Source organism: Lentzea sp. NPDC004782 (assembly GCF_040609115.1).
Classification (GTDB): Bacteria; Actinomycetota; Actinomycetes; order Mycobacteriales; family Pseudonocardiaceae; genus Lentzea.
Genome location: NZ_JBEXJN010000114.1, coordinates 1 through 13,398 on the forward strand (window position 1 = coordinate 1; position 13,398 = coordinate 13,398).

Annotated in this window: 9 protein-coding genes; 7 read left to right on the top strand and 2 right to left on the bottom strand. The window is 71.1% G+C overall.

Annotated features, from left to right (window positions below):
* Positions 1-131: 131 nt before the first annotated feature.
* Positions 132-704 (top strand): TetR/AcrR family transcriptional regulator, encoded by a 573-nt coding sequence (locus tag ABZV40_RS45050; RefSeq protein ID WP_355456246.1) that lies wholly within the window; start codon positions 132-134, stop codon positions 702-704.
* A 20-nt stretch (positions 705-724) separates the two neighbouring features.
* Positions 725-2,677 (top strand): ABC transporter ATP-binding protein, encoded by a 1,953-nt coding sequence (locus ABZV40_RS45055; protein ID WP_355456262.1) that lies wholly within the window; start codon positions 725-727, stop codon positions 2,675-2,677.
* 162 nt (positions 2,678-2,839) lie between these two features.
* Here ABZV40_RS45055 and ABZV40_RS45060 read toward each other — a convergent pair whose 3' ends face one another.
* The gene (locus tag ABZV40_RS45060) at positions 2,840-3,916 is read right to left on the bottom strand and encodes a zinc-binding alcohol dehydrogenase family protein (RefSeq protein WP_355456248.1); all 1,077 of its coding nucleotides are present in this window, start codon (positions 3,914-3,916) and stop codon (positions 2,840-2,842) included.
* Positions 3,917-4,012: 96 nt separating this feature from the next.
* On the opposite strand from ABZV40_RS45060, the gene ABZV40_RS45065 reads away from it, so the two are divergent.
* Positions 4,013-4,900 (top strand): LysR family transcriptional regulator, encoded by an 888-nt coding sequence (locus ABZV40_RS45065; protein ID WP_355456250.1) that lies wholly within the window; start codon positions 4,013-4,015, stop codon positions 4,898-4,900.
* Positions 4,901-4,918: 18 nt separating this feature from the next.
* Here the strand turns inward: ABZV40_RS45065 and ABZV40_RS45070 are convergent, their stop codons facing one another.
* The gene (locus ABZV40_RS45070) at positions 4,919-5,182 is read right to left on the bottom strand and encodes a UBP-type zinc finger domain-containing protein (protein WP_355456252.1); all 264 of its coding nucleotides are present in this window, start codon (positions 5,180-5,182) and stop codon (positions 4,919-4,921) included.
* A 56-nt stretch (positions 5,183-5,238) separates the two neighbouring features.
* Between ABZV40_RS45070 and ABZV40_RS45075 the strand changes: the two genes are divergently transcribed.
* The 4 genes from ABZV40_RS45075 (at position 5,239) to ABZV40_RS45090 (ending at position 13,296) form a co-directional block, all read left to right on the top strand.
* On the top strand, positions 5,239-6,906 hold the full coding sequence (locus ABZV40_RS45075; RefSeq protein ID WP_355456254.1) for an FAD-dependent oxidoreductase: 1,668 nt from the start codon (positions 5,239-5,241) through the stop codon (positions 6,904-6,906).
* Positions 6,906-8,318, top strand: a complete 1,413-nt coding sequence (locus tag ABZV40_RS45080) for an ATP-binding protein (protein ID WP_355456256.1) — start codon at positions 6,906-6,908, stop codon at positions 8,316-8,318. The genes ABZV40_RS45075 and ABZV40_RS45080 overlap by 1 nt, the downstream gene beginning before the upstream one ends.
* A gap of 190 nt (positions 8,319-8,508) precedes the next feature.
* A complete protein-coding gene (locus ABZV40_RS45085; protein WP_355456258.1) occupies positions 8,509-11,778 on the top strand; it encodes a tetratricopeptide repeat protein in 3,270 nt (1,089 codons plus the stop codon).
* 51 nt (positions 11,779-11,829) lie between these two features.
* The gene (locus ABZV40_RS45090; RefSeq protein WP_355456260.1) at positions 11,830-13,296 is read left to right on the top strand and encodes an acyltransferase domain-containing protein; all 1,467 of its coding nucleotides are present in this window, start codon (positions 11,830-11,832) and stop codon (positions 13,294-13,296) included.
* The last annotated feature ends 102 nt before the right edge of the window (positions 13,297-13,398 follow it).

Below are 13,398 nucleotides of genomic sequence, written 5' to 3' on the forward strand. Positions count from 1 at the left end.
TTCTTCCTTGTGCGCGGGTTTACCTGGCGACTCCTGAACCGCCGCGGCATATTCGCTTGACGGAGTGAGTGCTCACTCCGCACGATGGGTGCATGACACCAGCATCCGACACTCGGCGAAGAGCGCCGAGCATGAGCGCGGAAGACCGGCGCGCCATGATCGTGCACGCGGTGCTGCCGCTCCTGATGGAGCACGGCATGAACGTGACGAGCAGCCAGATCGCCCGTGCCGCCGGTATCGGCGAGGGCACCATCTTCCGTGCGTTCAAGGACAAGGACGAGCTGTTCGACGCCTGCACGGCCGAGGCGCTGCGGCCCGACCACGTGCTCGACGCGATCGCCGAGATCGGAGTCGACCAGCCGTTGGAGCAGCGGCTCGTCGAAGCCGCCGAGGCGCTCGGCGCGCACCTCGAACGGATGGGTGCGCTGATGGGTGCCCTGCACGCGTCCGGCCGGCCGAAGCAGCGCGACCATCGCCTCAAGGACAGGAAGGGCGGTCGCCGTGAGTCGATGGCCGCCATCCGGGAGGCGATGGTCGAGCTGTTCACGCCGGAGAAGGATCGGCTGCGGCTGCCGCCGGAGCAGCTCGCCGGCCTCTTCCTGACCCTGTTGTTCGGCGGCCGCCGGCTGGCACCGGACGTCGGTGCGCCCACCACGCGCCAGGTGGTCGACTTCTTCCTGCACGGCGCCGTGGAGGCCGGATGATGCCGGGCGGCGGGGGCGGCCTGGAGTTCGTGCTGGCCCGGCGCGGCCATCGGCGGCGCGCCACGACGGTGCCGGAGAGCGGGCTCACCGGACCGGTCGACATCCCCGAACCGAAGCCGGACGACGAACCGAAGGACCTGCGTTCCCGGCTGAAGCGCGCGAAGACCTCGGTGGCGGGCACCGTCCGCGGCCTGCCGAAGGTGGCGAAGCTGACGTGGCGGGCCAGCCCCGTCCTGACCGTCGTCCTGGCGCTGATCACGCTGTTGGCGGGCCTCCTGCCGACCGTGACCGCGTACATCGCGAAGCTGCTGCTGGACTCCGTCGTCGCGGCGATCCAGCACACCGGCACCACGGACGACATCGTGAAGATCGCGCTGCTCCAGTTCGGCGTGCTCACCGCGTCCGCGATCAGCAGCGCGCTCACGTCGATCGCGCAGTCGCTGCTGCAGGAACGCATGACGCTGACGATCCGCCACCGGGTGATGGCACACGCCAGCGAGCTGCACCTCGCCTACTTCGAGGGCTCGACCTCGTACGACATGCTGCGCCAGGCCGCGCAGGAAGCGCCGACGCGGCCGTTGTCGATGATGAACTCCGCGCTGGGGCTCCTGCGGACGCTGATCACGTTCAGCAGCATGGTCGCGTTGCTCGTCTCGATCAGCCCGCTGCTGGCCCTGGTCGCGCTGGTGGCGCCGATCCCGGCGTTCATCTCGCAGTCGAAGTACGGCTCGCGCGCGTTCTGGCTGACCTTCATGATGTCGCCGATCAAACGCCGGATGGACTACCTGTCCTCTTTGGTCACCACCGACACCTACGCCAAGGAGACGAAGCTGTTCGGGCTCGGCCCGTACTTCGTCGACCGGTTCCTGCGGCTCGGGACCATCTCCTACCAGCGGCAGCGGAAGCTGACGATCAACCGCAACATCAGCTCGACGTCCTGGGGGCTGTTGAGCACGCTCGCGGGTTCGGCGATCATGTTGTACATCGCGCTGGAAGCGGTCGGCGGACGGCTCACGCTGGGAGACCTGGCGCTGTACACGGCCGCGGCGACGTCCGTGCAGGCATCGGTGTCCAGCCTGTTCTCGGCGTTCTCCGGGATGTACGAGAACAACCTCTACCTCGACACGCTGTACCGGTTCCTGGACACGAAACCGGAGATCACCGCACCGGCGTCACCGCGGCCGATGCCGTCCACAGTGGAGGGGCACATCGAGTTCGACTCGGTGACCTTCCACTACCCCGGCGCCGAGGAACCCGCGCTGGACGGCGTCAGCTTCGAGATCCGCCCCGGCGAGACGGTGGCGGTGGTGGGCCGCAACGGCGCGGGCAAGTCGACGTTGTTCAAGCTGCTCTGCCGGCTCTACGACCCGACCGGCGGCCGCATCCTGCTCGACGGCGTCGACATCCGCGAGTACGACCCCGTCGAACTGCGCACGCGGATCAGCGCGATGTTCCAGGACTACGTGACGTACCAGGGCACGGCCGCGGAGAACATCGGCCTCGGCGACCTGACGCGGCTCGAGGACCGGCCGCACGTCGAGGACTCGGCCCGCCGCGCCGGCGCGGACGAGCGGATCGAACGACTGCCCCGCGGCTACGACAGCCCGCTCGGCCGCTGGTTCGACCAGGGGGTGAGCCTGTCCGGCGGTGAGTGGCAGAAGATCGCGCTGGCCAGGGCGTTCCAGCGGGAGGCGCCGATCCTGGTGCTCGACGAACCGACCTCGGCACTGGACGCGCAGGCCGAGCACGACCTGTTCTCGCGGCTGCGGGAGCTCTCGGAAGGCCGCACGACGCTGTACATCTCGCACCGGTTCTCCACCGTCCGGCAGGCGGAGCGAATCCTGTTGCTGGAACACGGGAAGGTCGCCGAGTACGGCACGCACGAGGAGCTGATGGCGGCCAAGGCCGGGTACGCCGAGCTGTTCACGTTGCAGGCGAAGGCCTACCTGGACGAGGTGCCCGGTGCTCGATGAAGGGCTCCTTCTTCCACCCCAGGTTTAGGAAGGGTCCCTTCATCGACAACGCTTGCCGCGTGGGCACGCTCTCATCGGGCATATCGGGTGGGCTGGACGACTTTGCCGGGACCCTGCACTCCAGGTGGATGAAAGAGCCCATCATCGACGGCGAACGCGAGGTTAGCGCGGGAGGAGCACCGTGCGGTCGAAAGGGCCCGGGTGGGTGGCGGCGTGGGCGAGCGCTTCGTTGACCTGGTCGAGGGTGAAACAGGTGACGCGCTCGGCGGTGAGGTCCAGCACGCCCGAGGCGATGAGGCGGATCAGGCCCGCGTTCGCCGCGCGCGGGTACATCCACTGCCCCCGCACGGTGACCGAGTTGCGCATGATCCAGGGGTAGGGCAGGGCGAGGTCCGCGCCGCCGAGCATGCCGACGCCGCCCATCAGCACGACGCGTCCGCGCTCGCGGACCGTCATGGCCGCCGTTCGTGCCGCCGAACTGGGCGCGCTGGGCGGCAGGAGGTCGAGCACCACGTCGATCGGACCTCCTGCCGCCGCGGTCATCGCCGCGCGGTCGGCGTGGTCGTCGCCGGTGAGCTCGACCGGGCTCACCCGCGTGCCGAACCGGTCGGCGAGCAGGTCGAGCGCGGCCCGGTTGCGGCCGGGCGCCACCACGCGTCCGGCGCCCATGGCGAGCGCGATGGCCACCGCGGTGCTGCCGAGGTTGCCGGTCGCGCCGCCGACCAGCAGCGTCTCCCCCGCTTCGAGGTCGGCGGCCAGCAGTCCGCCGTAGGCGATGGTGTAGACGGTGAGTGCGGACCACCTGGCCGGATCGGCGGTCGCGGGCAGCGGGTGGGCGTTCTCCGTGGGAACGCGCATGAGCTCGGCGAACGCCCCGTCGTGCAGGTGCCGGGCCAGCTGTGCACCGCCCTCACCGCGAGAGCTCCAGCCCTGCAACGCGATGTCCGGTGTCAGCGCGTCGTCACGAGCGCGCACGGTCGCGTCGCACCACACCAGGTCTCCCACGGCCAGCTTGGTCGCGTCCGGTCCTGCTGCCACCACCCGGCCGACGCCGCCGACTCCCGGGATGATCGGCAGTTCGATCGGATAGCGCCGTTCACCGCTGAACACCTCGCCCGCGTACGGAGGAACGGAGGCCGCGAGAACCTCGACGAGCACCTCGCCTCCGCCGGCTCGCGGATCCGGCACGTCGGCCACGATGAGCGGGCGGCCGAGGGCGGTCAGTGTCGCTGCTCGCATGGGAAGAACTCCTTCACGTCAGTTCGTCCTCGACGTTAGGAACGAACCGGCCATGCGGGAAGCGAAGATCTCGCATCTCTGGTATGCGTGATCTGCATGGACGTGTCGAGTGCGAGTCTGCGGGTGCTGTGCCGGATCGCCGAGTCGGGCAGCTTCACCGCGGCGGCGGCGCAGCTGGGTTACACGCAGTCCGCGGTCTCCCGTCAGGCGATCGCCCTCGAACGCAGCGTGGGCGCGGAGCTGTTCGAACGGCGACCAGACGGCGTGCGGCTCACCCCGCAGGGACTGACGCTGCTGCGCCACGCGCGGACGATCCTGGCGTCCGTCGACGCGGCGGGCCGGGACCTCTCCGCCGAGGCCCAGTCGGAACCGGTGCGGCTCGGCCTCGTCCCGAGCGCCGGCCCCGTCGTGCTGCCCGCCGCTCTGGCACGGCTCACCACGACCGCGCCCTGGATCCGCGTCACCACGCGGGAAGGCACCACGCCAGGTCTGGTGCGGGCGTTGCGCACCGGCTCGATCGACCTCGCCGTGCTGACCTCCCGGCCGCCGCACCGGCCACCGGACGGCGAGTCACCGCGGCTGCACCTCACGACCGTCCGGGACGTGGAGCTCGTCGTGGCGGCGTCCGCGACCGGAGCCTTCGCCGGACGCACGTCCGTGCACGTCGACGAACTCGTCGAGGCCCCGTGGATCGCCACTCCCGCAACGGCTTCCGAACCGCAGCTCGGCGCGTGGCCGGGGCTGCCGGGACGAGCGCGCGTCGTCCACCACGCGAGGGACTGGCTGACCAAGCTGCACCTGGTCGCCGGCGATTTCGGCATCACGACCGTCCCGGCAGCCATGGCGCCGGTGCTGCCTTCCGGCGTGACGACGCTGCGCGTCGAGGGCGCGCCCGCCGAGATCCGCCGCATCCTCGTGGCCAGGCTTCCCGGCCCCGGCACACCGTCGATCGCTGCGATCACCGAAGCGGTCGCCCGTCCGTGACAGCGCTTCAGCCGGAGATCACACCAGCGTGTCGTCCACGAAGCACCAGCGCCAGCTCTCCCCCGGCTCGAACGAGCGGATGATCGGGTGCCCCTCGTCGGCGAAGTGCTTCGAGGCGTGCTTGGCGGGCGAGGAGTCGCAGCAGCCGACCTTGCCGCAGCTCAGGCACAGGCGCAGGTGCACCCACCTGCCGCCGGTGGCCAGGCAGTCCTCACAGCCCTCCGGCGTGGTGGGGGCGGGATCGGGACCCAGCTCGGCGACGTGTTCGCAAGTAGTGGCCACGGCCAGACGTTACCTCGATTGCGGCCGCCGACAAGTTCTGGTGTTTGACTGAGCGCATGACGACTGCCGACCGCGTCGCGCGGCCTTCGATTCTCACGGTGGACGACGACCCGGCCGTGTCCCGGGCGGTGGCGCGCGACCTGCGCCGCAAGTACGGCGAGCACTACCGCGTCGTGCGGGCGGAGTCCGGGCCGCAGGCGCTGGAAGCCCTGCACGAGATCAAGCTGCGCGGCGAGGAGGTCGCGGCACTGCTCGCCGACCACCGGATGCCGCAGATGAACGGCATCGAGTTCCTCGAACAGGCCATGGACGTGTTCCCCCAAGCCCGCCGGGTGCTGCTCACGGCGTACGCCGACACCGACGCGGCGATCCAGGCGATCAACGTCGTGGACCTCGACCACTACCTGCTCAAGCCGTGGGACCCGCCGGAGCAGAACCTCTACCCGGTGCTCGACGAGCAGCTGCGGGCCTGGGCGGTGAGCGACCGGCAGCCGCCGCAACGGGTGCGGGTGGTCGGGCACCGCTGGTCGCCGCGTTCCTACGAGGTGCGTGACTTCCTGGCGCGCAACAACGTCCCGTTCCGCTGGCACGCGCTCGACGAGCCGGAAGCGCGCTGTCTGCTCACCGCGGCGCATCAGGACGGGACGACGCTGCCGGTCGTGGTCACCGCCCAGGGCAAGGCCCTCGTCGACCCGTCGGACGCGGAGCTCGCCGCCGAGGTGGGGCTGAGCACGCAGCCGTCGGCCGAGTTCTACGACCTGATCGTCGTGGGCGGCGGGCCGGCCGGGCTGGGCGCCGCGGTGTACGGGGGGTCGGAGGGACTGCGCACGGTCCTGGTCGAACGGATCGCCACGGGTGGCCAGGCCGGTACCAGCAGCCGCATCGAGAACTACCTGGGCTTCCCCGACGGGGTGTCCGGCGGGCAGCTGACCGAGCGGGCCCGCAGGCAGGCGGTCAAGTTCGGCGTCGAGCTGCTCACCACCCGCGACGTCGTCGCCCTGGAGCGCCGGGGAGCCGCGCGCGTCGTGCGGTTCGGTGACGGCACCGAGCTCGCCGCCCACACCGTCATCCTCGCCACCGGGGTGTCGTACCGGTTGCTCGACGCACCAGGACTCGCCGAGCTGACCGGGCGCGGCGTGTACTACGGCGCCTCGACCACCGAAGGGCCGAACTGCGCCGGGCAGGACGTCTACCTGGTCGGCGGCGCGAACTCGGCGGGGCAGGCGGCCGTCTACTTCTCCGCGCACGCGCGCAAGGTGGTGCTCCTGGTGAGGGGTGACTCGCTGGAGCAGTCGATGTCGCGGTACCTCGTCGACCAGCTCGCGGCGATCCCGAACGTGGAGGTGCGCACGCACACCGAGGTCCGCGGCGGCACCGGGGAGGACCACCTGGAGTCGCTGACGTTGCTGCACAACAAGACCGGCGAGACGACGACCGTTCCGGCGAGCTGGTTGTTCGCGTTCATCGGCGCCGCCCCGCGCACGGAGTGGCTGGACGGCACGCTGGAACGGGACGAGCACGGCTTCCTCCTCGCCGGGCCCGACCTCGGCGGATCGCCTCCCGGTTGGGACCTCGAACGGGCGCCGTACCACCTGGAGACGAACGTGCCGGGCGTGTTCGTGGCGGGCGACGTCCGGGCGGACTCGGTGAAGCGCGTCGCGTCCGCGGTCGGTGAGGGCGCCATGGCGGTCACCCTGGTCCACCGCTACCTGGCGAGGTCGTGATGCAGCGGCCCACCGCAGCCCAGCTGCGCGAGCTGTTCCTGTTCGAGAAGCTCGACCAGGCGCAGCTGGACTGGCTGACCGAGCACGGCCACGTCGAGACCCGCGAGGCGGGCACGGCCGTGCTCACCGAAGGCGAGCCCGCGACCTGTTTCTTCGTGCTGCTCGAAGGGACCGTCGCCCTGTGCCGCAACATCGGCGGCCAGCGGGTCGAGGTGAGCCGCAGCAGCCTGCGCGGCTCGTACTTCGGCGCCACCCAGGCCTACCTGGAGCTCAACCAGCCGACCTACCAGATGACCGTCGAGTCGATCACCGCCACGTCGATGCTGCAGTTCGACGCCGACGAGTTCGGGCCGATGATCCGCACGTGGTTCCCGATGGCGATGCACCTGCTGGAGGGCCTGTTCTGGGGCATGCGCAACACCCAGGCGACGGTGGGCCAGCACGAACGGCTCACCGCGCTCGGCGCCCTGTCCGCGGGTCTCACCCACGAGCTCAACAACCCGGCCGCGGCCGCCGTGCGGGCGACCGCGGCGCTGCGCGAGCGGGTCGCCGGAATGCGGCACAAACTCGCTCTTCTCGCGCAGGGGGCGATCGACCCGTCCGTCCTGCCGGCTCTCGTCGAACTTCAGGAGAAGGCGGTCGAACGCGTCGCCAAGGCACCGAAGCTCAGTCCGCTGGAGGCCAGCGACGCCGAGGACGAGGTCGCCGACTGGCTCGACGAGCACGGCATCGGCGGCGGCTGGGACGTCGCGCCGGTCCTGGTCGCCGCCGGGCTCGACGTCGAGTGGCTGGAGAGGTCGCTCGAACCGTGCCCCGCGGCCGTCACCGGATCCGCCGTGCACTGGCTCAGGTACACGGTCGAGACCGAGATGCTGATGAACGAGATCGAGGACGCCACCACCAGAGTGTCCACTTTGGTCGGTGCCGCCAAGCAGTACTCGCAGATGGACCGCGCGCCGTTCCAGGTGGTCGACGTGCACGAGCTGCTCGACTCCACCCTGGTCATGTTCGGCGGGAAGCTCACCGGCGTGCAGGTGGTGAAGGACTACGACCGCACGCTCCCCCACATCCCCGCGTACGCCGGCGAGCTCAACCAGGTGTGGACCAACATGATCGACAACGCCCTGGGCGCGATGGGCGGTTCCGGGACGCTGACCGTGCGGACCTTCCGGCAGGACAGGCACCTCGTCGTGGAGATCGGTGACACCGGTCCCGGCATCCCCGCCGAGGTGAAGGGCCGGATCTTCGAACCGTTCTTCACCACCAAGCCGGTCGGTGAGGGCACCGGGCTCGGGCTGGAGATCTCGTGGCGGATCGTGGTCAACAAGCACCACGGCGACATCCGGGTGGAGTCGGTGCCGGGCGACACGCGGTTCCAGGTCGTGCTGCCGCTGGAAGCCGCGGGGCGGTGAGCCGGAGGCCTTTCCGCTGACGACAATTGCGCGCGGCACCGGCGTCGTGAACGAAATCCGTGCCAATTCCTGGCCACGTGATCCACCCCACAGGGCCACCGCTACGCTGACCCGCCTCTCATCGAGGCGCTCAGGGACGGAACAGATGCGGGCCGACGGAAAAAGGGGTCGAGACGGTCTCGATTCCGTCGTGCGCAACGACTTCAGCGGCCGGGCGATCGGGCCCGTGATCCAGACCGGCCATGTCCACGGCGACGTCCACGTGCACGCCCGGCGGCACCGCCACGACCTGCGCCCGTTCTCGACCCCGACCCGGCCCGACACCGCTGAGCTGCGCATACAGCCCAGTCAGCTGCTGCTCGCCAGCAACCGCGTCGTGCCGTTCACCGGCCGCGAGGCCGAGCTGGCGCGGCTGCGCCAGTGGCTGGGCGAGCCGTGCCGGATCGGCGCGAAGCTCATGTACGGTCCCGGCGGTCAGGGCAAGACGCGGCTGGCCGCGGAATTCGCGGCGGAATCCGTCCGTGCCGGGTGGTGCGTGGTGGTCGCACATCACGCTGGCGATTTCGAGGGCACCGGTCACGAACTGATTTCGTGTTCACCGGACCGAGGTGTTCTCGTCATCGTCGACTACGCGGAACGGTGGCCGCGCAGCGATCTGCTGGCCCTCTTCGAGGACGGCCGGATCCGGCACGGCGGCCCCACCAGGGTGCTGTTGCTGGCCCGCTCCGGCTCCCGCTGGTGGGACCTGCTGCGCTACCCGCTGCACAAGCTCGGTGTCCGCACCGCGACCGAACGGCTCACCGAGCTCGCCGCCGACGTGCCGTCCCGCCGGGCCGTGTTCGAGTCCGCCCGCGACAGCTTCGCGATGGTGCTCGGCACCGACGCCACCGGGGTCGGCCCGGCCGGGTCGCTCACCGACGACGCGTACCGGTCGGTGCTGACGATCCTCATGGCCGCACTGGCCGCCGTGGACGCGTGCGACCGCGACCGGACGCCGCCGACGCACCCCGGTGCGCTCGCCAACTACCTGCTCGACCGCGAGGCCGACCACTGGGCGGGGATGCGCTCCGGCGGCACGATCGAGTCGTCGACGAACGTGTTGGCGCGCATCGTCTTCCTGGCCACGCTGACCGGCCCCATGTGCTACTCGGAGGGCACCGACTCGTTGCGGATCGCCCGGCTGGCGAGCACCGACGAGGAGGCCGCCCGTCTGCTCGACGACCACCTGGCGTGCTATCCGTCCCCGGACGACGCCGCGGTGCTCACCCCGCTGTCCCCCGACCGCATGGGCGAGGACTTCGTCGCCCGGTGCCTGCCGGGTGGTGACGAGCCCGGTGATCCGCGCGCGCCCGAACTGATCGCCAAGATGCTGACGCTGTCGGCGCTGCGCCGGGCCCAGGTGATCACGGTGCTGGCCGAGGCGAGCAGGCGCTGGCCGCACGTCGCCCGCCACCTCGCCGCGCTCGTGCGGGAGGACCCGGACCGGGTGATCACCGCGGGTGGCGGCGCGTTGATGGCCGTCGTCGACACCGCGGACCCCGACCTGCTCGCCGCGATCGAGCCCCGGTTGCCCGAGCACCGCCACGTCGACCTCGACTTCCCCGCCGCCAGGCTCACCCAGCGTCTCACCGAACTGCGGCTCGCCAGGACGAGCGACCCGGCCGAGAAGGCCGGTCTCCACCTCCTGCTCGGCCGCAGGCTCGCGAACGCGGGCGCCTTCGACGAGGCGCTCAAAGCCAGCGAGCAGGCCGTGCGGAGCTACGAGCGCCTGGCGGCCGATCGTCCCGGCTGGTTCGAGGCGGACCTGGCCGAGGCGCTGCACCACCTCGGCTCCCACCTGGCCGGAGCGGGCTTCGGCGAGCGCGCGTTGAACGTCACCAACCGGGCGGTGGCCATGCGGCGGCGGCTCGCCGAGTCGAACCCGGCCGTGCACGAACCCAACCTCGCGTCGTCGTTGAACAACCAGGCGCTCGACCTGTCCGGCGCAGGCCTGCGCGACCCGGCGCTGCGCGTCGCCCAGGAAGCGGTGACGATCCAGCGGCGCCTCGCGGCCGCGCACCCCGCGCTGCACGAACCCGATCTCGCCACCGCGTTGAACACGCTCGGCATGCACCTCTCCGACGCCGGGCGCCACCGCGAGGCGTTCGAGGCCGCGCGCGAGGCGATGCAGCTCCACCTCCGGCTCGCCGCGACCAACCCGATGCTGTTCGAACCGGACCTCGCCGCGTCACTGCACAACTTCGGGCACCACTGCTCCCGGCTCGGCCGGTGGACCGACGCACTGCTCGCGAGCGAGGAAGCCGTCGCCATCCGCAGGCAGCTCGCGATCACGAACCCGGCGAAGTTCGAACCCGAGCTCGCCCTGTCGCTGCGCGAGCTCGCCGCCGTGCACCTGCAGCTCGGCCACGTCCACGAGGCCGTGAGCCGCATCGGGCACGCGGTCGACCTGCACCGCAACCTCGCGGTCGTCAACCGCACCGCGTTCGGGCCGGAGCTCGCCACGTCGTTGCACAACCAGGGCATCTGCCTGGCCCGCATCGGCAGGCACGTCGAGGCCGCGGCCTGTGCACGCCACGCCATGACGATCAGGGCGGACATCTTCGAGGAGCGGCTCGACGCCTACGAGCTCCAGCTCAACGAGGTCCTCACCGAGCTCGGTGTCGCGCTGCCCGGCGCACCCCGCGCCCTGCTGCCGCCAGAAGGTGCCCTCGAGCTGCAGCAGGAGGTGAGCGAGATCTTCCGCGGGGACTCCCTCAGCATGCAGTCGACGGACAACCTCGCCGAACGGTCCCTGATCGCGCACCAGCTCACCGCCGCGATCGCCGCTCGCGATCCGGGCCGGGCAGACCGCCTCACCCCGGCCGCCACCAGGCTGATCGCGCTGGAAGCCCAGCTGGCCAGGAGCCTGAGCAACCTCAGCACCCGGCACGTCGCGCTCGGCAGGCAGATCGACGCGCTCAGAACCGCCGAACAGGCCGCGGCCATCTACGAGCGGCTCGCCCACGTCGACCACGCGCACCGCGCGGACTCGGCCGCGTCGCTCGCGAACGCCGGTGCCCGGCTCGTCGAGTTCGGCCGCCGCGACCAGGCGCTCGCCGCGACGAGGCTCGCGGTCGACCGCGTCAGGGACACCAGCCACTCCCTGCAGCTCGCGGCGTGCCTGCAGGCGTTCGCCTGGGTCCGGATGATCTCCAAGCTGGAGCTGGACCAGGCGGTGCTCGCGGCCAAGACGGCCGCGCACCTCTACCGGCAGCTCGGTCCCGTGCACGCCGGAGAACTGCGCGCGACGCTGAAGACCTGCGTCGACCTGCTGCACGAGGCCGGTCGGTCGCACGAGGCCATCGCGCTCAAACGGGAGCTGCGCGCACCGGTCACGGAGTTCTTCCTGCGCACGCCCCAGCTCGCGGAGCTCAACAGGCGCCCGGCGCTCGCCGCGAGAGCCGCGCAAGGGCAGGACTGACTCCTGCGGAGGAGCTCATCGAGGCAGAGGCTGGGACGCGGTCCCAGCCTCGTGGATGACCCGGAGGTCCGCAACACCACGGCCGCTGTCGTCAACACCCGGGCGCCGGCCCTCGCCCGTGCATGCGGGCGCACGACCTGGGAGGCCAAGGCGTTGAACAACCTCGGGCGGTCCCACCTTCTGCGAGGCGACCACCGCAAGGCGATGCCGCACTGCCGCGAGGCCCTCGCCCTGCTCGAGAAACTCGGCACGGACCCGGACGGCCAGGCCCACGCGCAGGAGTGCGTGGGCGACGTCCACCGCGATTTCGGCGAGCTGGAACCGGCGTTGCGCCACTACCGCGAGGCGTTGCGCATCCGGGAGGAGCTCGGCAACCACTACACCCGGGCAGGCACCCTTCGGCGCATCGCGGCTGTGCATCACGCGTCCGGCGATGTCCAAGCCGAAAGCAACGCGTTGCGGCACGCGCTCGCCGTCCTCGACCGCCTCGACCACCCGGAGGCCGGAGCGGTCCGAACCGCGCCGCAGTCGGCGGAACGCGGTCACCGAGCCGCGGTCGGTAAGGTCGACTTCGTGGATCTGGAGCACACCGCCGCCCGGCTCGGAGTTCCCGTCGACGAGGTGGACCGAGTGCACCGCCTCGCCGGTGACCTGCCGTCCGCCCCACTGCCCGCGAAGGCAGACGCGCCCGCGCTCCTCGACCGGCTCTCGGTGCCGCCGGAGGACGCCACCGAGATCATGGCGGGCTGGCCGGACCCGGACTCTCCACTGTGGACACCGGAGCTGCGGTGGCTGCTGGACCGCTCGACCGCCCTGGTCCGTGCCGACCTCGACGGCCACGACTGGCTGCCACCCGGCCCGGAGCTGCCGCGCGACCGAGGTCCCGCCTGGCGGCATCTCTACGTGTACGTCTACCTGGCCCTGGTCGACGTGGCCAGGAGGTACCACCGCGAGCACGGCATCGCCGACGCCGTGTCGTGGACGACCCTCGCGGACCTGGGCCGCAACCTCGCGGTCGACCGGCGCATGCGCGGCGAGGGCTGGCCGGTCATGCAGAGCTGGCTGACCCTGCACGTCCGCGGAGGCGTCTACGAGCTCGGCCGGCTGCAGCACCAGCGCGGCGGCGACGCCATCTCGTTGCACATCCCCGACTCTGGGCCGCTGACGCCGGACGCGGTCACGGCGTCGCTCGACGAGGCCCGCGCGTTCTTCCCGCGCCACTTCCCCGACGAGCACCACACGGTGTTCTCCTGCGGTTCGTGGCTGCTCGACCCGCAGCTGCGGGAGTACCTGCCCGCGGACTCCAACATCATCCGGTTCCAGCAGCGGTTCGAGCTGGAGCCCTACGAGGAGCCGGAAGGCATCGACGCCGACGTGGAGGTGCTGCGGTTCGTGTTCCGCACCCTGACCACGCCGCTCGACCGGCTGCCGCGCCGAACGGTGCTCCAGCGCGCGATCCTCGACCACCTGCAGGCCGGTCGCCACTGGCAGTGGCGGCGCGGTCGCTTCCCGTTCTGAGCAGGTAGCCAGAAGTCGTGTTCGCAACTCGCCGTCCGGTGAGGTGGATGAAGGGCTCCTTCCTCCACCTGGTGTGGAGGAAGGAGCCCATAAAACACCTAA

Bases quoted from the DNA above. Each gene is read 5' to 3' on its own strand.
- ABZV40_RS45050 (WP_355456246.1), top strand. From the start codon at position 132: ATGAGCGCGGAAGACCGGCGCGCCATGATCGTGCACGCGGTGCTGCCG.
- ABZV40_RS45060 (WP_355456248.1), bottom strand. From the start codon at position 3,916: ATGCGAGCAGCGACACTGACCGCCCTCGGCCGCCCGCTCATCGTGGCC.
- ABZV40_RS45065 (WP_355456250.1), top strand. From the start codon at position 4,013: ATGGACGTGTCGAGTGCGAGTCTGCGGGTGCTGTGCCGGATCGCCGAG.
- ABZV40_RS45075 (WP_355456254.1), top strand. From the start codon at position 5,239: ATGACGACTGCCGACCGCGTCGCGCGGCCTTCGATTCTCACGGTGGAC.
- ABZV40_RS45080 (WP_355456256.1), top strand. From the start codon at position 6,906: ATGCAGCGGCCCACCGCAGCCCAGCTGCGCGAGCTGTTCCTGTTCGAG.